The sequence below is a fragment of the Ideonella sp. BN130291 genome (genome assembly GCF_036231905.1).
In the GTDB taxonomy this organism is placed as follows: Bacteria; Pseudomonadota; Gammaproteobacteria; order Burkholderiales; family Burkholderiaceae_C; genus CAMLIZ01.
The window spans coordinates 103,172-127,888 of record NZ_JAZARE010000011.1 but is presented as its reverse complement, the minus strand read 5'-3'; the positions used below and the strand labels follow the sequence as shown (position 1 = coordinate 127,888).

Sequence of the window (24,717 nt, the reverse complement as noted above, 5' to 3'; positions counted from 1 at the left end):
ATGACGACGCACCGCGCTTTTCATCGACATGCACTGGCTGCCGCCGTGCTGCTGGCCCTGGCTGGTGGCGTGCACGCGCAGCTGAGCAGCTCCACGATCCAGGGCCGCATCACGGGCGCGGCCGCGGCGGCGCCTGCCGGGCTGCCGGTGGTGGCCGTCAACAAGGACAACGGCAACACCTACCGCACCACCACGCGGTCGGATGGCTCCTATGTGCTCACCGGGCTGGCGCCGGGCAGCTATGAAATCCGGGTGGTGGGTCCCGGCGGAGAGCAGAAATCCGAGCTGGTCACCGTGCGTGTGGGCGAGCAGGCCTCGCTGGACCTCGCCATCGGTGCGGCCGCCCAGCAGGTGGTGATCGTGGGCGCACAGCAGCGCAAGGACGTGAAGACCTCGGAGGTCGGCACGAACGTGTCGCGCGCGCAGATCGAGAACCTGCCGCAGGTGACGCGCAACTTCCTGGCCTTTGCCGACCTGGCGCCGGGCGTGCGCTTTACGCAGGATCCAGGCGGCAATGTCACCTTGCAGAACGGCGCGCAGAACCAGGACAACGTCAATGTCTTCATCGACGGCGTGGGACAGAAGAACTACATCCTGCGCGGCGGCGTGTCGGGGCTCGATTCATCGCGCGGCAACCCGTTTCCGCAGTCGGCCATCGCCGAATACAAGGTGATCTCTCAGAACTACAAGGCCGAGTTCGACCAGGTCAGCAGCGCGGCCATCACAGCCGTCACCAAGTCCGGCACCAACAGCTTCCATGGCGAGGCCTTCTTCGACCAGACACGTGCATCGTGGACGGCGCTGAGCCCCTTTGAAAAGGAAGCCAAGGCCAAGGGCATCGACAAGCCCGACTCCACGCAGAACCAGTACGGTTTCAACCTCTCCGGCCCGATCCAGCAGGACACGCTGCACTTCTTTGTGGCCTACGAGGGCAAGACGATCGAGACCTCGCGCGAGGTGGTGGCGCAGAACCTGGACCGCCTGCCGGCCAACGCCGGCATCGTGCCCTCCCTGGTGGCCATGCAGGGCTCGGGCATCGCCAAGTTCAATGAGGATCTGCTGTTCGGCCGGCTCGATGCCCAGCTCGCGGAGGACCATCGCCTGATGCTCACCGCCCGGGTGCGGCGCGAGACCGACCTGATCCCGGAGGACAACCGGCCCGTTGGCCTGAGCGTCATCGGCAACGAGAAGAACCGCTCGAACGACGAGACGCGGTTGGAGCTCACGCACGAATGGTCGCGCGATCGTTTCCTCAACGAGGCGCGCATCGGCTACGAGGACTACCAGTGGCATCCCCATTCGAACAGCACGGCACCCCTCGTCAAGTACGTGGCCTCGCCGCCGCCGTCCAACTGGATCGGCAACGTGGGCGACGTGCTGTTCACCGGTGGTTCGCCCGATGCACAGGACAGGCACCAGAAGGGCGTGTTCGTGCAGGACGACTTCACCTTCCTCGGCCTGCTGGGCCATGTGATGAAGACCGGCGTGAAGGTCAAGGACCTGAAGTTCGACCTCTCCGGCACCTCGCGCAGCGTGGACGTGGTGCGCACGGTGATCGACTCCACCACCGGCCTGCCGTACTACGACGCGGCCACCGGCAACTGCCTGCCGTCCGCGCCCACCTCGCCCGCGCAGCCGCCACACACCGACACTCCTGTCGACACCTTGCAGTGCCACATCGACCGCGCCATACCGGCCGCCGGCGTGAGCTTCAAGGACCGGCAGTTCGGCATCTACTTCCAGGACGACTGGCGCGTCACCGACCGGCTGGAGCTGAACCTGGGCGTTCGTTGGGACTATGAGGACAACGCACTCAACAACAACTACGTGACGCCGGCCGACCGGGTGGCCGCGCTGTTCGCGCCGGACGTGGAGCGTGCCGGGATCACGCCGGCGCCGGGGCAGACCTATGCCCAGTCGCTGGCCAAGGGCGGGATCAACATCTCCGACTACATCAGCAACGGCTCCAGCCGCAAGGCCTTCAAGGGTGCCTGGCAGCCGCGCCTGGGCTTCTCCTACGACCTGCTGGGCGACAAGCAGTCGGTGGTGTTCGGTGGCTGGGGCCGCGCCTACGATCGCGCCATGGCCAACCATGCGCTGGACGAGCTGCAGAAGAACGCCCAGCCCGGCGGCGAGATCTGGCTGATCAAGAACGACCACAAGATGCCCTACACCGACCAGTTCGCGCTCGGCCTGCGCCAGGCGCTGGGCCCGTGGAACGGCGAGGTGGGTTACACCAACTCGTATGCACACAACCAGTTCAACTGGTTCGGCGGCAACCGCGACCCCAACGGCGGCTGGGGCACGCAAAGCCCGATCGATCCGCTGTGGGGTGGGCCGCAGGGCTTCGGCACGCTGATCCTGGGCGATTTCATCAGCCAGGCCAAGACGCAGACGGTGTACTTCAAGCTCGACAAGCCCTACACCCGCGATTCGGGCTGGACGGTGTCGGCCACCTACACCTACAGCGACGGCAAGACCACCAACAACGAGTGGACCAACAACATCTTCAACTGGACCTACGGCCGCTCCACCGCGGGCTGGAATCCATCCAAGGACGTGGAGCGCCATCGCCTGGTGGCCGCGGCCTTGTCCGACCGGCTGCTGCCGTGGGGCATCGTGCTGTCCGGCAAGATGACGCTGGGCTCCGGCCTGCCGCGCCGCATCGTGGACTGCTCGGGTGGTTTCAACACCGAGAACGGGCAGAAGGGCTGCGTCACGGTCAAGGGCGACGGCAAGGCCTTCCGCCAGTTCGACCTCGGGATCGCCAAGGATGTGGGCGTCGGGTTCGGCCGCATCACCGTGCGTGCCGACGTGCTGAACCTGTTCAACAGCATCAACTATGGCGGCTTCGACGATTGGGGCGGCGGCCCGGGCAACCCGCAGAACTACCTGGGCGGCGACAACGCCAACCTGGGCAAGCCCAACGGCATGGCGGGGCCGATGCGCACGGTGAAGCTGACCGCACGCTACGCGTTCTGATCGATGCGGCGCATGTCGTCCTCGTTGGCCCTGCTGCTGGGGCTGGGCCTGGCCGTCGGCTTCACCGGCTGCCAGATATCGGGCAGCGCGGCCACGCCGGCCACAGTGGAGCCGGTGGCGGTGGTGCCGCACCCCGCGCTGCCGCCCCTGTTCGACGACATCGAGCGCCGCACCTTCAACTTCTTCTGGGAGACCGCCAACCCCACCACCGGCCTGGTGCCCGACCGCTGGCCGAGCAGCCCGCACTTTGCCAGCATCGCGTCGGTCGGCTTCGCGCTGACTGCCTATGTGGACGGCGTGGAGCGCCGCTACGTCAGCCGGGCCCAGGCGCGCGACCGGGTGCTCACCACGGCGCGCTTCTTCGCCAATGCGCCGCAGGGCCCGCAGGCCACCGGCACCGCCGGCCACCAGGGCTTCTTCTATCACTGGCTCGATGCGCGCACCGGCCTGCGCTATGACAGCGGGGTGGAGCTGTCCACCGTGGACACCTCGCTGCTGCTGGCCGGCCTGCTGTTCGCGCAGCAGTACTTCGATGGCCAGGACCCGGGCGAAGCCGAGATCCGCACGCTGGTGGACCGCATTTACCAGCGCGTGGACTGGCGTTGGGCCCAGGTGCGCAGCCCGCTCATCAGCATGGGCTGGAAGCCGGAGTCGGGATTCATCCCGCACGACTACCGCGGTTATGACGAAGCCATGATCGTGTACCTGCTCGCACTGGGCTCGCCCACCCATGCGGTGGAGCCGGCGGCGTGGACGGCCTTCACCGCCACCTATGGCGACACCTGGGGCACGTTCCAGGGCCAGCAGCACCTGGGCGGCGCGCCGCTGTTCTGGCACCAGTACAGCCATGTGTGGGTGGACTTCCGTGGCATTCGCGATGCCTTCATGCGCGGCAAGGGGCTGGACTATTTCGAGAACAGCCGGCGCGCGACGCTGGCCCAGCGCCAGTACGCCATCCACAACCCGCAGGGCTGGCGCGAATACGGTGCCGACGTGTGGGGCCTGACCGCGTGCGACGGGCCCGGCACCATGAGGGCGCCCGACTGGCAGGGCCGCCAGCGCCAGTTCCACGACTACCGCGCCCGCGGTGCCGGCCTGCGCGACAGCAGCGACGACGGCACCATCGCGCCCACCGCAGCGCTCGGTTCGCTGCCCTTCGCGCCCGAGGTGGTGATCCCTGCCGCGCAGGCCATGCACCAGCGCTACGGCTCGGTGGTCTACGGCCAGTACGGCTTCCTGGACGCCTTCAACCGCAGCTTCACGCTCACCGACGTGAAGCTCTCCAACGGCCGCGTGGTGGCCGGCTGGGGCTGGGTGGACACCGACTACCTCGGCATCGACCAGGGCCCGATCATCGGCATGATCGCCAACTACCGCGACGAGCTGGTCTGGAAACACATGCGCAAGCACCCGGCACTGCGGCGCGGCCTGGAACGCGCCGGCTTCACCGGCGGCTGGCTCGCTGCGCAATGAACCGCGGACGGCCCCCAGGCGCGCCCGATGCGGCGCGCCGGCAATGGCTGCGGGCGGCCGCTGTGGCGGGACTGCCCACGCTCGGCGCCTGTGCACCGTCGGCCAAGGACCGAACCTTGCGCTTCTGGGCCATGGGCCGCGAAGGCGAAGTCGTCACCGAACTGCTGCCCGATTTCCAGCGTGAGAACCCAGGCCTGCGGGTGAGGGTGGAGCAGCTACCCTGGACCGCAGCCCACGAGAAGCTGCTCACCGCCTTTGCCGGCGATGCCACGCCCGACCTGGCGCAGATGGGCAACACCTGGCTGCCGGAGATGGACGCGCTGCGGGCGCTGGCGCCGCTCACCGAGTGGGTGGACACGCGCAGCGCCGTGCCGGCGGCCGACCACTTCCCCGGCATCTGGCAGACCAACCTCATCGGCCAGCGCCTGGTGGGCATCCCCTGGTACGTGGACACGCGGCTGCTGTTCTACCGCAGCGACCTGCTGCGCGATGCCGGCTTCGATGCACCGCCGCGCACCTGGGACGAGTGGCGCCGCATGCAGCAGGCGCTGCACCAGGGCACGGTGCGCACACCCATGCTGCTGCCGCTCAATGAATTCGAGCCGCTGCTGGCGCTGGCCTTGCAACAGGGCGAGCCGCTGCTGCGCGAAGGTGGGCGCTTCGGCAACTTCAGCAGCGCAGGCTTTCGCCGCGCCCTCGGCTTCTACCTGCAGATGTTCGAGCGCGGCTGGGCGCCACCGGCCAACAACAACGAGGTGGCCAACGTGTCGCAGGAGTTCGCCCGCGGCCGCTTTGCCTTCTACATCACGGGGCCCTGGAACATCGGCGAATTCCGCCGCCGCCTGCCGGCCGGCATGCAGGGCCGCTGGAACACTGCGCCGCTGCCCGGGCCCGACGGCCCGGGTGCGTCCACCGCCGGCGGCTCCAGCCTGGTGATCTTCCAGCGCTCCAAGCGCAAGGCCGATGCGGCGCGGCTGGTGGAATACCTGTGCCGGCCGACGGTGCAGCAGCGCTTCTATGCACTCACCGGCAACCTGCCGCCGCGCCGCAGCAGCTGGCAGGCACCGGCGCTGGCCGGTGATCCGCAGGCCAGGGCCTTCGCCGAGCAGCTGGAGCGGGTGGTGCCCGCGCCCGCGGTGCCGGAGTGGGAACGCATCGCGCAGGAGATGCAGCAGTTCGCCGAACGGGCAGTGCGCCAGGGCCTGCCGGTGGAAGGCATCACCGATGCGCTGGACCAGCGGGTGAACGGCTTCCTGGAAAAGCGGCGCTGGATGCTGGCGCGCAGCGGGCGCAAGACGGAATGATGAACGTGAACCGCCAGCAGCTGGCCGCCTGGGCCTTCATCGCGCCGGCCCTGTGTGTGATCGGCCTGTTCTTCGCCGTGCCGGTGGTGGCCGCGCTGGCCTTGAGCCTGACCGACTTCGACCTCTATGCGCTGGCCGACCTGGCCAACCTGCGCTTCACCGGCCTGGGCAACTACGCGCAGGTGCTTCAGATGCCGCTGTTCTGGCGCGCGCTGGGCAACACGGCGTACTTCGTGGCGCTGGGCGTGCCGCTGTCGATCCTGGTGTCCCTCGGCTGCGCGGTGCTGCTGCAATCGAAGCTCGCGCGCTTCAAGCCGCTGGTGCGCACGGCCCTGTTCGCGCCGGTGGTCACCACCTTGGTCGCGGTGGCGGTGATCTGGCGCTACCTGTTCCACCTGCGCTACGGGCTGGTCAACCATGCGCTGGCGCAGATCGGCATCGCGCCCATCGACTGGCTGGGGGATCCGCACTGGTCCATGCCCACCATCATCCTGTTCGCGGTGTGGAAGAACTTCGGCGCCAACATGATCATCTTCATCGCCGCGCTGCAGGCCATTCCCGAGGACCTGTACGAGGCCGCGCGGCTCGATGGTGCCGGCGCCGTAGCGCAGCTGCGCCACATCACCTTGCCGCTGCTCGGGCCCACCTTGCTGATGGTGAGCATCCTCACCATCGCCGGTTACTTCCAGCTTTTTGCCGAGCCGTATGTCATGACGCAGGGCGGGCCGCTGCAGAGCACGGTGAGCGTGCTGTACCTGATGTACGAAGAAGGCTTCCGCTGGTGGAACCTGGGGCTGGCCTCGGCGGTGGCCTTCGTGTTGTTCGTCATCATCGTGGTCATCACACGCGGCCTGCTGCGCCTGGCGGGGAGCCGCGCATGAAAGGCCGCCTGCTGGCCGGCCTGGCCGTCAATGGCGTGCTGCTGCTGGCTGCCTTCATGGCCCTGGCGCCATTGGCCTGGATGGTGTCGGTGTCCTTCATGCCGGCGGGTGCGTCCAACACCGTGCCGCCGCCGCTGCTGCCGCATGAGCCCACGCTGGAGCATTACCGGGCGCTCTTTGGGCGCGGGGGCATGGGCCGCACCTTCATCAACAGCCTGCTCATCGCGCTGGCCACCACGCTGATCTCCACCTTGTTCAACACCATGGCGGGATATGCCTTCGCCAAGCTGCAGTTCAGGGGGCGGGAGAAGCTGTTCAGCGCGCTGCTGGCCGCGCTCGTGATCCCCGGCCAGGTGGCGATGCTGCCGCTGTTCCTGATGCTCAAGGGCATGGGGCTGGTGAACAGCTATGCGGGTGTGCTCATCCCGGGGCTGGCGGGCATCTTCGGCATCTTCCTGGTGCGGCAGTACGCGCGCAACGTGCCCGACGAGCTGCTGGAAGCCGCACGCCTGGATGGCGCGGGCGAGTTCCGCATCTTCTTCTCGGTGGTGCTGCCCATCCTGGCGCCGGTGCTCGTGACCTTGGCGGTGTTCAGCTTCCTCGGCAGCTGGAACGACTTCATGTGGCCGCTGATCGTGCTCACCGACAGCGAACTGCACACCCTGCCGGTGGCGCTGGCCTCGCTGTCGCGCGAACACGTGCAGGACAACGAGCTGATGATGGCCGGCGCCGTCGTTACCGTGCTGCCCGTGCTGCTGCTGTTCCTGGCGCTGCAGCGCTACTACATGGCGGGCTTGACGATGGGGAGCGTCAAGTGATGCGCGCGGTGCGCCGGTCGATGGTGGCGCTGCTGCTGGCGGCGTGCGGGCTGGCGGGCGCCGCGCCGCAGCGCGTGCTGGACGACTTTCGCCAGCCGGGCGGGTGGACGGCCACGGCCTCCGACCAGGTGAGCGCACAGCTGCGCAGCGAAGGCGCTCGCGGCCTGTGCCTGGACTACGACTTCAACGGCGTGTCTGGTTATGCGGTGCTGCGGCGCGAGCTGCCGCTTCAGCTGCCGGCCAACTACCAGTTCGAGCTGCGCCTGCGCGGCGAGGGGCCGCTGAACGACTTCCAGTTCAAGCTGGTGGACGCCAGCGGCGACAACGTCTGGTGGGTCAACCGGCCGCAGCGTCGGTTCGAGCCGGCCGGCACCACGCTGCGCCTGAAAAAGCGCCACATCAGCTTCGCCTGGGGCCCCACGCAGGACAAGGTGCTGCGCCAGGCGGCCGCCATCGAGCTGGTGGTGGTGGCCGCGCGGGGCGGTGGTGGCAAGGGCTCGGTGTGCTTCGAGCGCTTGAGCCTCACCAAGCTGCCGGTGGCCGAACCGCCGCCGCTGGCACCGATCCGCTGGCAGGCGCCCGCCGGCCGGCGCAGCTTGGCCCTGGACCTGGGCGCGGTGCGTGAGTTCAACGGCCTGCTGCTGCGCTGGCAGCCCGGGCTGCACGCCGGCGACTACGACGTGGAAGCGTCCGAGGACACACGCCATTGGCGCACCCTCCGCAGCGTGCGCAACGGTGACGGCCACACCGACACCTTGTTCCTGCCGGAGTCCGAGGCCCGGCACTTGCGCCTGCGTGTGTTGCGCGGCCCGGGTACCCGTTATGCGCTGGACGCGCTGGCGTTGCGCAGTGCCGCGCAATGGCCGGGACTGAACGCGATGCTCACCGAGCTGGCTGCCAGCCAGCCGCGCGGCTGGTTTCCGCGGGCCTTCCATGGCGAGCAGAACTACTGGACGGTGGTGGGCGTGGATGGGGGCGGCTCGCAGTCCGCGCTGATGTCGGAGGACGGAGCGATCGAGCTGGCGCCCGGCGGGCCCAGCGTCGAACCCTTCGTGCTGCTGGACGGCACGGGCGGCGCCAACGGCGGCGCCGGGGCGCAGCTGGTGGCCTGGCCCGATGTGCAGATCGGCCATCGCCTGCGCGAGGGCTACCTGCCGATGCCGGCCGTGCAGTGGCGCCATGCGGCCTTCACGCTGGACGTCGAGGCGGCCGGTGACGGCAGCCGCAGCACCGCCCAGCTGCTGACGCGCTACACGCTGCACAACCCCGGCGACCGCCCGCTGAAGGCCACGCTGGTGCTGGCCCTGAGGCCCTGGCAGGTGAACCCACCGCAGCAGTTCCTGAGCACACCCGGCGGGGTGAGCCCGGTGCGGCAGCTGCAATGGGCCGACGCCGTGTTGCAGGTCAATGGCCAGCCGGCGTTGCGCCCCTTGCGGCCGCCTACCGCGGTGAGCGCCGCCGCCTTCGACAGCGTCTCCCCGCTGGCTGCGCTGCAGGCCGGCATGCCGCTGCCGCCGCTGACCCGGCTGCAGGACCCGAACGCGTTGGCCTCCGCCGTGCTGACCTACCGGCTCGACATCCCGGCCCACGGCAGCCGGCAGGTGACCCTGATGGCGCCGCTGGCCGGGCCGCTGCCCACCGCGCCGCTGGACGAGGCCGCGCTGCAGGCCCGCTTCGACGCCGTGGCGGCGCACTGGCGCGAACGCCTGAACCGGGTGGCCTTGCAGCTGCCCGCGGCAGCCCGGCCGCTGCACGACAGCCTGCGCAGCGCGCTTGCCCACATCCTGCTCTCGCGCAACGGGCCCGCGCTGCAGCCGGGCACGCGCAGCTACCAGCGCACCTGGGTGCGCGACGGCGCCATGATGGTGGCTGGCCTGCTGCGCCTGGGTGAAGTGCCGGCCGCGCGCGAGTTCGTGCAGTGGTATGCGCAGCAGCTGTTCGCCAACGGCAAGGTGCCGTGCTGCGTGGACGCCCGCGGCGCCGACCCGGTGGTGGAAAACGACAGCAGCGGTGAGTTCCTCTATGCGGTGGCCGAGCTCTGGCGCCACACGCACGACCGCGCGCTGCTGGAGCGCCTGTGGCCGCAGGTGGAAGCGGCCACGCAGTACATGGAAGGCCTGCGCCAGAGCCAGCGCACGCCCGCGCAGCAGCAGCCCGGCCAGCAGGCGCTGTGGGGCCTGATGCCGGCCTCCATCAGCCACGAGGGCTATTCCGACAAGCCCATGCACTCGTACTGGGATGACTTCTGGGCCCTGCGTGGCTACAAGGACGCGGTGCAGCTGGCGCAAGCCAGCGGCCATGCGGAGGCAGCGCGCCGCTGGGCCGGCTGGCGGGACGAGTTCGAGCGCGAGCTGATGGCCTCCATCCGCACGTCGGCCGCCCAGCACCGCATCGGCTTCGTTCCCGGCGCCGCCGAGCTGGGCGACTTCGATGCCACGTCCACCACGGTGGCGCTCAACCCGGCCCAGGCGCAGGCCGCCTTGCCGCCGGAGCTGCTGGCGGCCACCTTCGAGCGCTATTGGCAGGAAGCGGTGGCCCGGCGCGACGGCCAGCGGGCCTGGAAGGACTACACGCCCTATGAGCTGCGCACCGTGGGCAGCTTCGTGCGCCTGCAGCAGCCCGAGCGCGCGCATGCGCTGCTGGGGTGGTTCTTTGGCCACCAGCGGCCCGCGGGCTGGAACCAGTGGGCCGAGGTGGTGCTGCCGGATGCGCGCGAGCCGCGCTTCCTGGGCGACATGCCGCATGCCTGGGTGTCGTCGGACTACCTGCGTTCGGCCCTGGACCTGCTGGCCTATGAGCGGGAGGCCGATGGCACGCTGGTGCTGGCGGGCGGCGTGCTGCCGGCCTGGCTGGACGAAGGCGTGGCGGTCGATGGCCTGTCCACGCCCTGGGGCCGGCTGGGTTATCGCCTGAAGCGCGAGGCCGGCCGGGTGCGGCTCGACATTGGCGCCGGCGTGGCGCCACCGGGCGGCTTTGTGCTGCGCTGGCAGGGCAGGGATGTGCACATCCCCAGCGCCCCGGCCACGGTGTGGCTGGACGAGCCGCGCTGAACGCGGCGTCCCGGCCGTACGCCGCGCCTTCTATCATCGGCAGCCCAGGGCAAGCCGGAGCCGCCATGTGCCGCAACATCAGGACGCTGTTCAACTTCGAGCCGCCTGCCACCGAGCTGGAGATCCGCGACGCGTCGCTGCAGTTCGTGCGCAAGCTCAGCGGCTTCAACGTGCCCTCCAAGGCCAACGAAGCGGCGTTCGAGCGTGCCGTGGAGGAAGTGGCGGCCTCTGCCAGGACGCTGATCGCATCGCTTGTCACCACGGCCGAGCCGCGCAACCGGGACGTTGAAGCGGCCAAGGCGCGGGCGAAGTCGGCGGCGCGGTTCGGCAGCCCGGCCTGAAGCGCCGCGCCGTTAGCATGCGGGCACCCTCCCAATCCCTGGTATCGACCCATGCTGAACGTTGCTCCCGTCACGCTGGCCAATGCGCTGGTCCGGCTTGAACCGCTGTCCCTGGCGCATGTGGACGGCCTGAAGCGCGCGGCGGCCGATGGCGAGCTCTGGACCTTGCGGTTCACGAGCGTGCCGGACACGGACGACACGCTGGGCTACGTGCAGCGGGCGCTGCAGATGCAGGCCGAAGGGCACCGCCTGCCGTTTGCCGTGGTCGAGGTGGCCAGCGGCGAGGTGATCGGCTGCACCAGTTACCACGACATCGTGCCCGCCATCGACCGGCTGGAGATCGGCTGGACCTGGTATGCGCAGCGCACTCAGCGCACCCATGTGAACACCACCGCCAAGCTGCTGCTGCTCACCCACGCCTTCGAGGTGCTGGGCGCCAAGGTGGTTGGCTGGCGCACCGACAACTTCAACCTCCGCAGCCAACGCGCGATCGAGCGGCTGGGCGCCAAGCGCGACGGGGTGATCCGCCACCATGCGCTGCGGCGCGACGGCACCGTGCGCGACACGGTGATGTACAGCCTGCTGGCCGGCGAGTGGCCGGAGGTGCGGGCGCACCTGCAGTGGCAGCTGAAGCGCGAGCGCTGAGCTGCCGCCGCGCAGGCGACCGCCCCTATCGGCTGGGTGTCGGTGTGGCCGTGGTGACGGCCTGGCCGGTGGTCCAGGCTTGCCGGACCAGGCGCCCGCATTCGGCTGAGTGGTAGCCCGCGGCGCCTTCGGTGCGCGTGTCGCGTGCGATGAGGCCGTAATAGGTCTTGCTGCTGTCGATCCAGGGATAGAAACCCCCGCCACCCGCGCTGCTGAACGCGTGGTCCCCGACCGTGGGATCGTCTTCCACCCAGTGGCCGAGCGAGTAGTTCCACGCTTCGGTGCCGATGCTGTCGGGGGTGAAGGCGGCGTTGCAGCCAGGCGCTGCCGCCTGCGCGCAGACCTTGTGGCTGCCCAGGGCATTGGCCAGCGCGAGCTCGCCGCGCAGAAGCCGGCGCAGGAAGCCAGCGTAGGCCTGGGGCGTGCCGACCACCCCGGCGGCAAGCTGGGGCACCGTGTAGCTGAAGCTGAAGTTGCCGACGGTCGCGTTGAGGTCGGCAGCCAGGGCCGCGTTGTCGGCGGAACCGAGGTTCATCAGGGCCGAGGCGTGGTGCTGCATGTGGCCGCTGTCGTAGGCGAAGCGTGTCTCGGTGGCCGGGTCGAAGCCATCGCGCCCGACCAGGCAGCCGTCGACGGTCGGCACGCCCACGCAGATGGGCGCATTGCCGAAGGTCGAATACCCGCTGGTGAAATTGAGGAACGGCACGTCCTGGGCCACCACGCCGTGTTTCTGCACGACGTTGGCCGCATAGAGCCATTTGGACGACGAGAACAGCCACAAGCTGGTCGATGCCGTCACACCGTTGCCCACCGAACCCGACACCTTCGCGCCGTTGGCATCGCCGATCTCCCAGTAATAGGCGGCCAGCGTCGTTGGGGCGCACTTGGGGTTGGAGGCGATGGTGGCCGTGGCAGCCGCTGCACGTTGCGAATCGCTGAGCACCGGCGGGGGCGGCGGCGGCGAAGGCGGGCCCGGTTCGGCGCCCGAACCACCGCCGCCGCAGGCAGCAAGCATCGCCAGCATGGAGGACAGGGCCACCATCGAGCGGCGTTGGCGCGTCGTCATCGTTCTATCTCCCGGTGCCACGGACTTGGCGTTCGTGGACTCTATCGCGAATGCCGCACAGCAATGCAGGCTGCCGGGCCGACCCCAAGAACACCAGCGACCGGCGGGCTGGTGAATCAGGCTCCGTTCAACGGCGCGCACATATCGTGGGCTCCCGCCGCCTGCGCCGCGAGCAGCACGGCATGCAGGTCGGCGTCGCTCAGCGGCTTGACGCGATGGTCGTCGAAGCCGGCGGTGTGCGAACGCTCCCGGTCGCGGGAGGCGCCGTAGCCGGTGAGTGCCACCAGGTAGGGGCGGTGCCGTTCCTGCTGGCGGCGCATGCGCTGGGCCACCTCGTAGCCGTCCATCTGCGGCAGCCCCAGGTCGAGGAAGACCAGGTCGATGTCCACTTCCTCCGCGCGTTGCAGCGCTGCCGGGCCCGAATAGGCGCACTGGACACTGTGCCCCTGCAGTTGCAGCGCGTGGGCGAGGGTGTCGGCCGCGTCGTGGTTGTCGTCGACAACGAGGATTCGCAGGGCCTGGCGCAAAGGCGCAGCGGTGGCGGTGGGCGAGGGAAGTGAAACGAGCCGCACCGGGGGTAAGGGCAGCCGCACGGTGAAGCAGGAGCCCTGGCCGGGGCCGGTGCTCTCGGCAGCGATCTCACCGTCGTGCAGTTGCACCAGCAGCCTCACCAGCGTGAGCCCGATGCCCAGTCCGCCTTGGGATCGATCAATGCTCACCGGAACCTGCATGAACAGGTCGAAGATGCGCGGCAGCAGTTCGGGTTCGATCCCGATGCCGTTGTCCCGAACGCTCACAACGGCACGATCGCCTTCGGCGCGGGCAGCCAGCTCGATCCGGCCGCCTGGGTCGGTGTACTTGGCGGCGTTCTGGAGGATGTTGGAGAAAACCTGCGTCAGGCGAACCACGTCAGCGTTGAGCTGGAGCGGGTCATCGGGCAGCTGCACCGTGAGCCGATGGCCGCGAGAGTGCATCAGCGAGAGGCTTGCTTCCACGGCGGCACGCAAGATGGCACGCAGGTCGACCGGCTCGCGCTTGAGTTCGATCCTGCCCCGGCTCACCCTGGACACGTCGAGCAGATCTTCCACCAGCCGCGACATCTGCGCCGCCTGGCGCTGGACGATCTCGATCTGCCGGCGGCGCCGGTCTTCGCTCAAGGCAGGGTGCTTCAGCACCTGAACCGAGGTGACGATCGGCGCGAGCGGATTGCGCAGCTCGTGCGCCAACATCGCAAGAAACTCGTCCTTGCGCAGATGCTCTTCGCGCAGCTCCGCGTTGAGCCGGGCGCCTTCCGCGCGGGCGGCCTCCAGCGCGCTGGCGAGCGCGTGCGCGCGCAAGGCGGCATCACGCGATTCGTGGGCTTCCGCCTCGGCTGCGATGACAGCCTGCTCCTGCGTGAGGATGGCAGCCAGCAACGGCATCGCGTCATCCAGCACCGACCATTGCTCGGCCTGCAGCTCCACGTGCCCCAGCAGAACAAGGGTCATCCGGTTCCGCGACAACGCCACCGCCGCCTGCAGGCGGCCTTCGGGCAGGTCCACTTCGGCTTCGTGTCGCCCGTCGACCCGGCATTGCCGGACGAAAGCGCGCCAGCGCGCGCCCCCGCGCAGCGTCTGCGCCATGCCGGCAGCCGGCACCATTGCGTCAACGACCGGGTCACGCACCAGCAGCACCACTGCATCCAGCTTCAAGTAGGCGGCCAGCGCTTGCGCGGCGCTGTTCCTCTGCTGCCTGTCGGCCAGTGCGGCAATGTGCGCCAGCAGGGTCACGCAGGCCTCATCTCAGGCCTGCGGCAGGACACAGACCACCGCCGTGCAGTTGTGAAATCCGCCGAACTGGCCTTCTGCGCGTGCGATCTGGCCATAGGTGTTGCAGCCAACGAACTGCGCGGGTTGCAGCAGCTCGGCGCAGGCGTCCAGCTCATTCCTGAAGGCATGGCCAAGCCGAAGCCGGGTGGCGACGCAGTCGAACACCAGGCCGACCGCCGGACGGCCACCTTGCAGCGCTTGCAGTGCGTGCTGGGTCGCCTGCCGGGCTGCGCTCACCGCGGATTCCGCGCTTGTCTTCATCAGGTGGACCACAGCGCCGCGCGGGACGGCGGCGGCGCACAGCAGCGTGCCGTCAGCGTCCACGCCCAGTGGTACGCGCAGCCGGTAGCCGCTGGGGCTGTGAATGCCGAGGATGTTGTGCAGGAAGAAGGGCAGGGGGTCAGCCCGGTCGAAGAGCTGGCCGGTGGCTTCTGCATACTGCGCAATGACGTCGGCCGCCGGCATGCCATTGAGGCTGACCACGCGCACGCCGTCGGCCTCGGTCACACGGTAACCGTCACCCACCGGGTCCCAGCCGTGAGCCACGCCCACGCCAATCGGTGACGGGGAAAGGATCTCGAGCGCGACCACCGCGTTGCCCAGCACCTCGGTGCCTGCGAACACATGGGTCTGCTTGAAGTGTCCATCGTCGCCGGCGCCCCCACCGAAGAAGCTGTATCCGCCGCCCGTGGCCAGCGTGAGCCCGTCCACCACTTCGTCGGCATAGCCGGCCAGCGCGTCGGTCATCACCATCGCCGCGCGGTAAGGCAGAGCGCCCGCGGCCATTCCTCGAAAGCCGGAGACTACGTCACGGGCCGCCTGCGCCGGCGACGCCTGTACGTTGCGACCCACGCCGAGCGCGAACTGGAGGCTGCTGGAGCGCAGTGCCAGCGCCGAGACCGCCCCCTCCGTCTGCTCGCCGTGCGTGAATTCGCCCGCTGAGGAAGCGCCCGTCAGGATGGCGTCATTGCCCACTCCTTGCCGCAAGGCTTGCAGCAAGCGGCCGCAGTCGTGCGACGAAGAGGCAAACACAATCACCGCATGGGGAGACGCGCCGCCAAAGGCAGCCCGGATGTCGCTGGCGAGGCGTGCGCCGGCGCGCTGGCTGTCGCGGTCGGTGCTGAGCGCGGTGTACGTTTGATTCACGATGGAAGGCAAGGATGGGCAGCTGCGCGACGCACGCAAATGTCATGCCGTGGACATCGGCCGCAGCTGCCGCTGACCACTCCAGGGCGTAAGCTCTCGCCGTGGACGACCGCCCGACATGTAGTCTCGTGTGCAGAACGGCGACCCGCATCTCCTTCGCCACCCTGTCAGTGCTGCTCGTGGTGGGAAGCGTGGGGGCGCGGATGCAGGCCGGCGGCGAGGACGCCACCTTCGACCTGATCCATTGGACCGCCGGCAGCAGCCTGACTGCGCTCGCGGCCGTCCTGGCCTGGCGGCGCCAGGCGCTGCGGCCGGAGTACCGGGCGCCCCTCGGGTGGATGGCGCTCGGTACGATCGCCTTCCTGGTCGGGCAGCTCGTCTGGGACGTGGAGGTCCTGACCGGGTGGCTGCCTTTTCCCGGGCCGTCGGACTTCTTCTACCTTCTGCTGGGTCCGGCGGCGACCGTGGGCCTGTGCGTTCTGGGTTCGCGGCAGCTCAACCAGACGGAATGGCGCTTGGCACGCCTTGACACAGCATCTCTTGCAGTGGGGAGTTTCACCGCGTCGCTTGCGCTGCTCCTGCCCGAGCGGGGCGCTTACAGCGTGTTCCAGGTGGCCGTGTTGGCCGCCTATCCCTTGAGCCTCATCACGCCGGCCAGCCTGCTCATCGTGCTGCTGCTCACCCGCCGGGCCGCGGTCACCTTCCGTTCGCTCCTGCTGCCGGTGGCGCTGGTGCTTCTGGCCCTGTGCTGGACGGTGTGGAACCTGCGGTTCCTGGAGGGCAGCACCTCCAATGGCGCATGGGTGAACCTGTCGTTCTCCTGGGTGGAGGTCGTCATGGCGGCCGGCATCTGGCGCTTTGGCATCCACCCCTTGCACAGCGACGAGTGGGACCGGTTGTGCGAGGGCGTGCTCCGGTTCCTGCCGCTGGCGATGGTGGTGGCCGCGGCAGGCGGCATCGTGCTCGCCAATGCGCCGTTCGCGCCACCGCACATGGGCATCGTCGCGGCCTGCGGCGGCGGTGTCGTCGTGATCCTGGCTGCGGCCCGGCAAAACCTGCTGCTGCATGAACGAGACAGGCTCATCGTGGTGGAGCGCCTGCTGAGGCAGCGTGAGGCAGAACTCGAGGCGCGGGTGCACAACCGCACCATGGAGCTGGCGAAGGCGCGCGACGCAGCCGAGGCGGCCAACATGGCCAAGAGCCAGTTCCTGGCCAACATGAGCCATGAAATCCGCACACCGATGAACAGCGTGATAGGCCTGTCCCAGGTGGCCATGATGGCGAACCCTCCCGAGCCGGTGAAAGGCTACATCGACAAGATCCTGCTGTCCGGCACGCACCTCATGCGCCTGCTCGACGACCTTCTCAACATGTCGAAGATCGAAGCGGGCATGGTTGAGCTGGAGAGGCTGCCCTTCATGCCGGCTACCGTGGTGGGCGATGTCTTGGGTGAGACCTCCCAGCAGGCCGCCGGTAAAGGCCTGCACCTGTGCCACGACACCGACGGGGTGGAAGGGCTCACCGTCTTGGGCGATCGCCTGCGGCTGGCGCAAGTGCTCATCAATCTGGTCTCCAACGCGGTCAAGTTCACACAGCTCGGAGAGGTGAAGGTCAGCGTGCGGGTGGAGGGCGAGGATGCAGACGGTGTTCGCCTGTGCTTCGAAGTGCGGGATACCGGCATCGGAATTCCCGCCGACAAAGTGACGCGAATCTTCCAACCCTTCCACCAGGCGGACAACTCGATGACCCGCCGGTTCGGTGGAACCGGCCTCGGCTTGGCCATCTGCCGCCGACTTGTGGAGTTGATGGGCGGCGAGATAAAAGTGGAAAGCCGGGTGGGGGCAGGCAGCCGCTTTTACTTTTCCGTTCGCCTGGGCCGGGCTGCCACCGCCCTGGAGCAGGAGCCTTCAACGCTTGCCGCGCCGGGCAGCGTAGCCGGTGCGCATGTGCTGATTGCGGAGGACAACGAGATCAACCAGCTGGTGGCCCGCAGCATCCTTGAGCGCGCCGGTGTGCAGACGACCGTGACGGGGTCGGGCAACGGGGTGCTGGCGCTTCTGCAGGAAGGCGCATTCGACGCGGTATTGATGGACGTCCAGATGCCCGGCATGGACGGGCTCCAGGTCACGCGCTGGATCCGGGAACAACCGGCCTTGTGCGGTGTGCCCGTCATCGCGATGACGGCCAACGCCTTCGAGGAAGACCGTCACGAGTGCCTGGCCGCCGGGATGGACGACTTCATCACAAAGCCCGTAGATGCTGCACAGCTGCTCTCGGTCTTGGCGCGCTGGACCCAGGCGCGCCACGCGGGCTATGACTCCTAGCCCCTATTGGCCGCCACTGCCGCCCGGATCAACGCCTTCAGCGCCTTGCCATCCACCTTGTCCCCTTCATGAAAGTCGATCGCCCGCCGCGCGTTGCCCTCCAGGCTGGAATTGAACAGGCCTGAGGGGTCGGGCAGGGAAGCGCCCTTGGGGAAGGTCATCTTCACCGCCTTCTTGTAGGTCTCCCCGGTGCAGATGATCCCGTGGTGCGACCACACCGGCACGCTCCACTTCCACTCTTCGGTCACTTCAGGGTCCGCTTCGTGGATGAGGGCGCGCAGGTGGGCCAGCATCTCGCCGCGCCAGTCGGACAGTTCGGCGATCTTTTCGTCGATGCGCTGGGTGGCGGACACGACGCTGGTCGCTGCGGGACTTTTCATGTCGCTTGTCTTTCGCTGAGGGGTTGTTCCTGCCGGCGCCTCAATGCGCCGCGCGGCGCGGCTGGATCATCTTCCAGCCGTTGCCCGATGGGTCGCGGAAGCCCGCGTCCACCGCGCCGTAGCGGTCGATCGGCTCCTGCGTGAACTCCACGCCGCGGCCGAGCAGCCGGTCGTAGGCCGCGCGGCAGTCGTCCACGGTGAGCACCAGCGGCGGCATCGCACCCTTGGCCACCATGGCGTTCAGCGTTTGCGCGGTGGCCGCGTCGTGCATCGGCGGGCCGGGCTTGAACAGGCCGAGCTGGAACGAGGGCTGGTCCGGGTGCTGCACCGTCAGCCAGCGGTAGTCGCCGTTGCGCACATCCGTGTGCACCCGGAACCCCAGCTTGTCCACATAGAACGCGAGCGCCTCGTCCTGGTCGCGCACATACACACCGGCTACATCCACACCTTGGTTCATGGCATCTCCTTGTTGGGAGGCGCTTTTATAGCGTCGGCGTCCTGGCGGCGCTTCTCCGAAACTGCGGTGGTCAGGTCGGGCCGGTGAGCGGCGCTCACGATGCAGGCGGGCACCCGGTCCAGCGTGTGGGCGGCCGCCTGCGCGCGCTCGCGCACCGCGCGCGGGCTTTCGCCGGTGATGTCGCGGAAGGTGCGGCCAAAGGTGCCCAGGCTGCCCCAGCCGGTCTGGAAGGCGATCTCGGTGATGGGCTGATCGGTGTCGCGCAGCAGTGCCACCGCACGCTCGATGCGGCGGGTGAGCAGGTAGCGGTGCGGCGGGATGCCGAAGGCCTGCTTGAACGAGCGCGCGAAGTGCGCCTCGGTCACTCCGCTCACGCTGGCCAGGCGCTGCACCGGCCAGGCCTCGTGCGAAGCGGCGTCCATGCGGTCCTTGGCGCGCAGCAGGCGGCGCAGGAGCGCTGGGTCCTGGCTGGCTGCAGGTTCTTCGCCAGTGCCGGTGGATCGCTTGTGCGCCATGGATCGAGGTGTGCGGTGGAGCAGCGGGCACTTTACCGCCCGGGCGGTGCCCTCCTGGCGCCCAGGCGCGCATGCGAACATGGACCGCATGGCCCGCAGGAACTGCACATGACCCCCATCACCCTTTATGGCGCCGAAGCTTCGGGATCCATCTCCGTCGAAGCAGCGCTCACCCTCTTGGACATCCCCTACACACTGATCGAAGGTGCCACCTGGGTGGAGGCATCCGCGCGGGACCGCGTCGGGCTGCAGAATCCGATGCGGCAGATTCCCACGCTGGTCCTCCCCGGTGGGGAGGTGATGACCGAGAGCGCCGCGATCCTGATCTACCTTGCTGACGCCCACCCGTCGGCCCGGCTCGCACCCGCCCTGGACGACGAGCGCAGGCGGCGCCAGTACCTGCGCTGGATGGTCTACGTCTCTTCGGCGATCTACTCCCTGCATTGGATCAAGCCCGACGTCGGGCGCATCGGCGCTCCGCCCGAGCTGCGCAGCACCGTGGTCGATGCCGTGCATGACCGCATTGCCTTCTGCTGGGCCAACATGGACCGCCAGCTGGACCCGGGGCGCTACCTGCTCGGAGACGAGTTGTCGGTGCTTGACCTCTATGTCACCGTGGTCTCCCGGTTCGGCCCCTGGCGTGAGCGCTTCTACGACGTGGCACCCAAGATGGCCCCCGTCGTGCGCCGGGTGGACACCGACCCCCGGCTGCGGGATTTCTGGGCCAGACGCTTTTCGTTCGAGGACGATGAGCAGTAGGGCGGGCCGGCTGGCTCACCCCACCTGTCGAATCCCCGCCATTTACAAGACAGCTTCTGGGGGGACTGCCGGCGCCAGCTAGGGATACGTTTCGACTTCTCCGAGGCACACATTGGGTTGCAGGCAATGACCCACCGAGGAGATGACCATGGCCCAGAGCGTCGAGCAGTTCCTGACCGTCACGCCGGCAGGATCCGAAACCCCCAACATCACGCTGGACGGCGACGCCGCAGACATCTCCGCGGGCGGCAACGGCCAGGCCGGTACGCTGAGCCTGGCGGACGCCAGCGGCACCACCCGCATCGAGCTGGAATCCGCCAGCCACCGGCTGCGCCTGAGCAACGCGGACGGGCTGGAGGTGGGGCTGCTGGGCCCCAATGCCGACCTGACCCTTGGCGGCAACGACAGCGCCGGTGACGTGGTGCTCAAGGACCGCGAAGGCCAGGTGCGCGCCACCTTGTCGGCCAACCTCAACATGCTGCGCCTGCAGGCCGCCGACGGCAGCACCGTGGCCGAACTGGGGCCGAACGGCAACCTCACGCTGGGCGGTGGCGGCGGCTTCGACGGTGACCTGTATCTCAAGGATCCGGCCGGCATCACGCGCTTCGAGTTCAATGCCAACGGCCAGAGCCTGCGCATCCGCAACGCCGGCAACCAGCAGGTGGGCAGCCTGGGCGAGAACGCCAACCTGCGCCTGGGCGGCAACGGCTCCGACGGCGACGTGGTGCTCAGCGACGCGAATGGCACCACGCGGCTCGAACTGGACGCCGACAACCAGTGGCTGCGCATCCGCAACTCACGCGGCAGCGAGGTTGGCCGCCTGGGCGACAACGCCAACCTCACACTCGGCGGCAACGGCTCCGACGGCGACGTGGACCTGTACGACAGCAACGGCCGCCGCCGCATCCTGCTCAATGCAGACGGGCAGAGCCTGTCGCTGTACGACGCCGAAGGCCGCCAGGTGGGCTCGCTGGGGCCCGACTCCAACCTGCGCCTGGGCGGCCATGGCTCCGATGGCGACGTGCTGTTGTACGCCAGCGGTGCCAACGACATCTTCGATACCGGGGCCGCCACCATCCACCTGGACGGCAACGCCGGCGACATCACCCTGCGCAACGCCGACTGCGCGGAGGAGTTCGAAGTGCTGCCCACGGTGTGCGCCGAGCCCGGCACCGTGATGGCGCTGGGGCCCGATGGACGGCTGCGGCCCTCGTGCCGCGCGCATGAAACCGGCGTGGTAGGCGTGGTGTCCGGCGCGGGGGCGTACCAGCCCGGCATCGTGCTGGACAAGCAGCCCGGCCGCAAGCACCGGCGCCCGATTGCACTGGTGGGCAAGGCGTATGTGAAGGTGACGGACGAAGCGGGGCCCATCCGCATCGGCGACCTGCTCACGCCCTCCAGCCTGGAAGGCCATGCGATGCGGGCCACCGACCCGATGCGGGCCTTCGGCGCGGTGATCGGCAAGGCGATTGCGCCGCACGAGGCGGGCGCCGGGCTGATCCCGATGGTGATCGCGCTGCAGTGAGGCCGCCATGACCACCGTGAGCATCCGCGACACCTGCGACCACTGCCTGGACAAGACCGGCACCTTGTCGGTCCGTCGCGATCTCTTCGGCTACCCCTACGGGCCGATCGACCGCGACCTGCGCATCCACCGCCACATCGACAACATCCGCGCCAAGGCCATCAACCTGTGTGTGTTCTTCGTCGGGCATGAGCCCGGCTTCACCGGCACCTTCACGCAGGCGCAGGCCATCAGCACCCAGCATGCGATCGACCTGATGCGCGAGATCTACGAGCAGGCCGACATCGGCGTGCGCAAGATCTTCTGGCGCTACATCCACGATGCCGACGCCACCTCCTACATCACGGTGGACGCGGGTGAAGCCACCGACCTCACCGAGGCGTACTCGGGCCCCAACGACGGCATCGACCTGTTCATGGTGCAGACCATCAGCGACGCCGGCGGCTGGAGCAATTCGGACGGTCCCTGCGACAAGGACGACAAAGGCCGCACCGGTGCGGTGGTGGAGGTGAACACCAGTTCCGACGACTTCCTCGGCATCATCGTGGCGCACGAGGTGGGGCACTACCTCGGGCTGGTGCACACCAATTCGGCCACCAACCTGATGGGCGTGGACAGCAACAACGATGGCATCGGCGAGATCACGCTGAACAGCCGCGACATCACCTCCGGCCAGCGCAGCACCATGCGCTCCAGCTGCTGGGTGCGCGACGCCTGCTAGGAGATTCGCATGGCCAACACACACCACCGCATCCCGCTGACCCCCCGCATCGAGCGGGTGCTGGCGCTCGACGGCCCGCCCTTCGGCCGGCCCCGGCCGACGCCGGACGAGCTGGAGGGCATCCGCCAGGTGCTGGCCGAAGGCGCCCCGGCGGCCCGACGCCTGAACCTTGCCTTCGCCATGGCGATCGTGGCCGACAACGCGCCCGACGACCGCAGCGCGCAGCTGGTGGCCGCCATCCTGCACGACCCGGCGGCCGACGCGGCGCTGCGGCGCCAGGCCGCCGCCGTGCTGGGCGACATTCCGGTGCCGCGCTCCAGCACCGCGCTGGCCCAGGCGCTGCGCGGCAGCCCGCCCGCGCTGGAAGCCTCGCTGCTGAAGTCGCTGGCCAAGGTGGGTGATGGCGAGGCGGCCCGCGCGATCGCGGCGCTGGGCGAGGCCGCCACGCCGCAGCTCACACAACTGCGCGGCTTTGCGCGTGGGGCCATCCTGTACCGCATCGGCGGCGCGGTGGACCAGGACGCCGAGCGCGCGCTGCTGCCGGCCGGCGAGCGGGTGGCATTCACCTCCGTGCCGTCCGAGGAGGTGCAGGAGACGTTGCGGCGTTTTCGCGGCTCCACCTACGGCCTGCGCTTCAACCCGGCGCTGGCCTATGCCTTCCAGTGCGGCCATGCGCGCCACCTGGTGCTGCTGTCGGCCGAGCTGCAGCGCGGCAGGCTGCTGGCCGCGCTGGCTGAAAAGCGCCGCCTGCTCGGCATCGTGGCCATGCAGGACGAACGTGGCTCGCCCGACTACCTGGCCCGCCGGCTCATCGTGGCCCGCCCGGCCGGGGCCACCATCCACCTGTCGGTGCTCAGCCCCAGCGGGGAGGTGGACATGACCGGCAGCCTGCGCCACACCGACCATGGCATGGCGCTCAGCCTGCGCTCGCACGGCGCGCGCCGGCCGGTGCAGGTGGAAGGCAGCGTCAGCGACGACGGCATCGCGCTCGAAGCCACCGCCTTCAGCGAAGGCCCGTGGAACAAGCGCACGGGGGACACGGACCCGGCGGCGGCCTAACGGTCCGCGGCCGGCGTGGCGAGTGCCGCGTCGGATGCGCCCGCGCTGCGCCGGGTCGCAGCTGCCGGGCCGAGCAGGGCGCTGATCTGCGCATCCTTCTCGGTCCATAGTGCCTCCAGCCACTGGTGGAAGCGGGCGCGGTGCGCGGAGTCGCCCGCATAGTCGCCGCCGAACAGCTCCTGCGGAATCGGCAGCTCGCGCACCCGCACCACCACACATTGGGTGCGTCCGCACAGGAACTCCCAGAACGTGGGCGTGCCCTGCGGATAGACGATGGTGGCGTCGATCACAGAACGGAACTTGGTGCCCATGGCGTCCAGCGACATCGCCAGCGCGCCGGCCTTTGGCTTGAGCAGGTGGCGGTAGGGCGAGCGCTGGCCCTGGTGCTTGGCCGCGGTGAAGCGCGTGCCTTCAGGGAAGCTCATCACGCTGGTGGGCACCAGGGCAAACTTTTCGCAGGCGCGGCGGGTGGCGTCGCGGTCCTGCTGGGCCAGTGCCGGGTTCTTGGCCAGCGCCGCGCGGCCATGCCGGCGCAGGAACGGGAAGTCCAGCGCCCACCAGGCCAGGCCCATCATCGGCACGTACAGCAGCTGCTGCTTCAGGAAGAACTTGAGCATCGGCACGCGCCGGTTCAGCGCCCGCTGCAGCACCAGGATGTCCACCCAGGACTGGTGGTTGCACAGCACCATGTACCAGCCATCGCGCTGCAGCGTGTCAACACCTTGCACGTCCCAGCGGGTGCGCTGCGTCAGGCGCATCCAGCCGGTGTTGCAGGCGATCCAGCTGGTGGCAATGGCATTGAGCACCGGGTCGATGAGCCGGCGCACGGCGGTAAAGGGCAGCAGCAGCTTCACCGAAGCGCAGATGAACAGCAGGCTGCACCAGAACACGCTGTTCAGCAGCAGGAGCAGGAAGGCGGCGCAGCCGCGCACCGTGGAAAAAAGAGAGCTCATGCGCGCAGTGTCGCCTGAGCGCGGCGGCGGGCGTTGCGGGCGCGCAAGCAGGCCGGTTTTTTCAAGCGATGTCCTCCCAGTAGAAGGACTTCCAGGTGTCCGCGCCATCGAGCAGGCGGATGCGCACGGGGCCGAGTCCCTCGGGATCGAAGTTGCGCATGTTCACGCCGATCTTGGTGACCTTGGCCGGGTCCAGCGCCTCCCAGTGGGTGGTGCAGCCGCAGGTCTTGCAGCGCACGGTGCGCAAGGTGCGGTCGCCCTGGATGTATTCGTCGGTGTTCTCTGGGTGGCCATGCACCTTCACCGTGTCGGCCGGGTAGTAGGCCCACAGGCCGCCCAGGCGGCGGCACAACGAGCAGTTGCAGTTGGTGAGCTCCTCGGGCGCCGAAGGCACCTCGACGCGGACGGCACCGCAGTGGCAGGTGGATGACAGCATGGCGTGGCGGGTGGTGGACGATCGGGTGGATTCTCGCGTAGCCTGCGCGACGCGCCGTCGGACGGACTCATCCT

Annotated in this window: 21 protein-coding genes; 13 read left to right on the top strand and 8 right to left on the bottom strand. The window is 68.9% G+C overall.

Translation table 11 applies throughout. The features are described 5' to 3' along the window. The 8 genes from VPH43_RS22075 (at position 1) to VPH43_RS22040 (ending at position 11,494) form a co-directional block, all read left to right on the top strand. Positions 1–2,982, top strand: a complete 2,982-nt coding sequence (locus tag VPH43_RS22075) for a TonB-dependent receptor (RefSeq protein WP_328579923.1) — start codon at positions 1–3, stop codon at positions 2,980–2,982. A 12-nt stretch (positions 2,983–2,994) separates the two neighbouring features. After that, the gene (locus VPH43_RS22070; RefSeq protein WP_328579922.1) at positions 2,995–4,455 is read left to right on the top strand and encodes a glucoamylase family protein; all 1,461 of its coding nucleotides are present in this window, start codon (positions 2,995–2,997) and stop codon (positions 4,453–4,455) included. Further along, complete coding sequence (locus VPH43_RS22065) at positions 4,452–5,759, top strand: sugar ABC transporter substrate-binding protein (RefSeq protein WP_328579921.1); 1,308 nt, start codon at positions 4,452–4,454, stop codon at positions 5,757–5,759. Before VPH43_RS22070 ends, VPH43_RS22065 begins: the two co-directional genes overlap by 4 nt. Next, a complete protein-coding gene (locus tag VPH43_RS22060) occupies positions 5,759–6,640 on the top strand; it encodes a carbohydrate ABC transporter permease (RefSeq protein ID WP_328579920.1) in 882 nt (293 codons plus the stop codon). Before VPH43_RS22065 ends, VPH43_RS22060 begins: the two co-directional genes overlap by 1 nt. Then, complete coding sequence (locus tag VPH43_RS22055; RefSeq protein ID WP_328579919.1) at positions 6,637–7,458, top strand: carbohydrate ABC transporter permease; 822 nt, start codon at positions 6,637–6,639, stop codon at positions 7,456–7,458. The genes VPH43_RS22060 and VPH43_RS22055 overlap by 4 nt, the downstream gene beginning before the upstream one ends. Beyond that, positions 7,458–10,508 (top strand): discoidin domain-containing protein, encoded by a 3,051-nt coding sequence (locus tag VPH43_RS22050; protein ID WP_328579918.1) that lies wholly within the window; start codon positions 7,458–7,460, stop codon positions 10,506–10,508. Before VPH43_RS22055 ends, VPH43_RS22050 begins: the two co-directional genes overlap by 1 nt. A 65-nt stretch (positions 10,509–10,573) precedes the next feature. Beyond that, positions 10,574–10,849 (top strand): DUF2277 domain-containing protein, encoded by a 276-nt coding sequence (locus VPH43_RS22045; protein WP_328579917.1) that lies wholly within the window; start codon positions 10,574–10,576, stop codon positions 10,847–10,849. A 51-nt stretch (positions 10,850–10,900) separates the two neighbouring features. Beyond that, on the top strand, positions 10,901–11,494 hold the full coding sequence (locus VPH43_RS22040; RefSeq protein ID WP_328579916.1) for a GNAT family N-acetyltransferase: 594 nt from the start codon (positions 10,901–10,903) through the stop codon (positions 11,492–11,494). Positions 11,495–11,519: 25 nt separating this feature from the next. On the opposite strand, the gene VPH43_RS22035 is transcribed toward VPH43_RS22040, so the two are convergent. The 3 genes from VPH43_RS22035 to VPH43_RS22025 all read right to left on the bottom strand — a co-directional run bounded on the left by VPH43_RS22035 (position 11,520) and on the right by VPH43_RS22025 (position 15,553). Continuing rightward, complete coding sequence (locus VPH43_RS22035) at positions 11,520–12,560, bottom strand: hypothetical protein (protein ID WP_328579915.1); 1,041 nt, start codon at positions 12,558–12,560, stop codon at positions 11,520–11,522. Positions 12,561–12,676: 116 nt separating this feature from the next. Continuing rightward, positions 12,677–14,329: a hybrid sensor histidine kinase/response regulator gene (locus VPH43_RS22030; protein WP_328579914.1), complete on the bottom strand. Its 1,653-nt coding sequence runs from the start codon at positions 14,327–14,329 to the stop codon at positions 12,677–12,679. A 12-nt stretch (positions 14,330–14,341) separates the two neighbouring features. Further along, complete coding sequence (locus tag VPH43_RS22025; protein WP_328579913.1) at positions 14,342–15,553, bottom strand: FIST signal transduction protein; 1,212 nt, start codon at positions 15,551–15,553, stop codon at positions 14,342–14,344. Positions 15,554–15,615: 62 nt separating this feature from the next. Here VPH43_RS22025 and VPH43_RS22020 point away from each other — a divergent pair, with 62 nt between their 5' ends. Next, positions 15,616–17,838 carry an ATP-binding protein gene (locus VPH43_RS22020; protein ID WP_328579912.1) on the top strand — a complete coding sequence of 741 codons (2,223 nt, stop codon included), beginning with the start codon at positions 15,616–15,618 and terminating at the stop codon, positions 17,836–17,838. On the opposite strand, the gene VPH43_RS22015 is transcribed toward VPH43_RS22020, so the two are convergent. The 3 genes from VPH43_RS22015 to VPH43_RS22005 are packed head-to-tail and all read right to left on the bottom strand — an operon-like array spanning position 17,835 to position 19,190. Continuing rightward, positions 17,835–18,218, bottom strand: coding sequence for a DUF1801 domain-containing protein (locus VPH43_RS22015; RefSeq protein WP_328579911.1), 384 nt, complete (start codon positions 18,216–18,218; stop codon positions 17,835–17,837). The two genes, VPH43_RS22020 and VPH43_RS22015, sit on opposite strands and share 4 nt — an antisense overlap. A gap of 40 nt (positions 18,219–18,258) precedes the next feature. After that, a complete protein-coding gene (locus VPH43_RS22010) occupies positions 18,259–18,675 on the bottom strand; it encodes a VOC family protein (protein WP_328579910.1) in 417 nt (138 codons plus the stop codon). Continuing rightward, a complete protein-coding gene (locus VPH43_RS22005; protein WP_328579909.1) occupies positions 18,672–19,190 on the bottom strand; it encodes an AraC family transcriptional regulator in 519 nt (172 codons plus the stop codon). The genes VPH43_RS22010 and VPH43_RS22005 overlap by 4 nt, the downstream gene beginning before the upstream one ends. A gap of 108 nt (positions 19,191–19,298) precedes the next feature. On the opposite strand from VPH43_RS22005, the gene VPH43_RS22000 reads away from it, so the two are divergent. From VPH43_RS22000 to VPH43_RS21985, 4 genes are all read left to right on the top strand, one after another. Continuing rightward, on the top strand, positions 19,299–19,949 hold the full coding sequence (locus tag VPH43_RS22000) for a glutathione S-transferase family protein (protein ID WP_328579908.1): 651 nt from the start codon (positions 19,299–19,301) through the stop codon (positions 19,947–19,949). Between the two features lie 148 nt (positions 19,950–20,097). Next, positions 20,098–21,474, top strand: coding sequence for a hypothetical protein (locus VPH43_RS21995; protein ID WP_328579907.1), 1,377 nt, complete (start codon positions 20,098–20,100; stop codon positions 21,472–21,474). 7 nt (positions 21,475–21,481) lie between these two features. After that, positions 21,482–22,195 carry a zinc-dependent metalloprotease family protein gene (locus VPH43_RS21990; RefSeq protein ID WP_328579906.1) on the top strand — a complete coding sequence of 238 codons (714 nt, stop codon included), beginning with the start codon at positions 21,482–21,484 and terminating at the stop codon, positions 22,193–22,195. A 9-nt stretch (positions 22,196–22,204) separates the two neighbouring features. Continuing rightward, on the top strand, positions 22,205–23,254 hold the full coding sequence (locus VPH43_RS21985) for a hypothetical protein (RefSeq protein WP_328579905.1): 1,050 nt from the start codon (positions 22,205–22,207) through the stop codon (positions 23,252–23,254). On the opposite strand, the gene VPH43_RS21980 is transcribed toward VPH43_RS21985, so the two are convergent. Next, a complete protein-coding gene (locus VPH43_RS21980) occupies positions 23,251–24,207 on the bottom strand; it encodes an acyltransferase (protein ID WP_328579904.1) in 957 nt (318 codons plus the stop codon). The genes VPH43_RS21985 and VPH43_RS21980 overlap by 4 nt on opposite strands. Before the next feature lie 61 nt (positions 24,208–24,268). Next, positions 24,269–24,643 carry a GFA family protein gene (locus VPH43_RS21975; RefSeq protein ID WP_328579903.1) on the bottom strand — a complete coding sequence of 125 codons (375 nt, stop codon included), beginning with the start codon at positions 24,641–24,643 and terminating at the stop codon, positions 24,269–24,271. Positions 24,644–24,717: the final 74 nt, after the last annotated feature.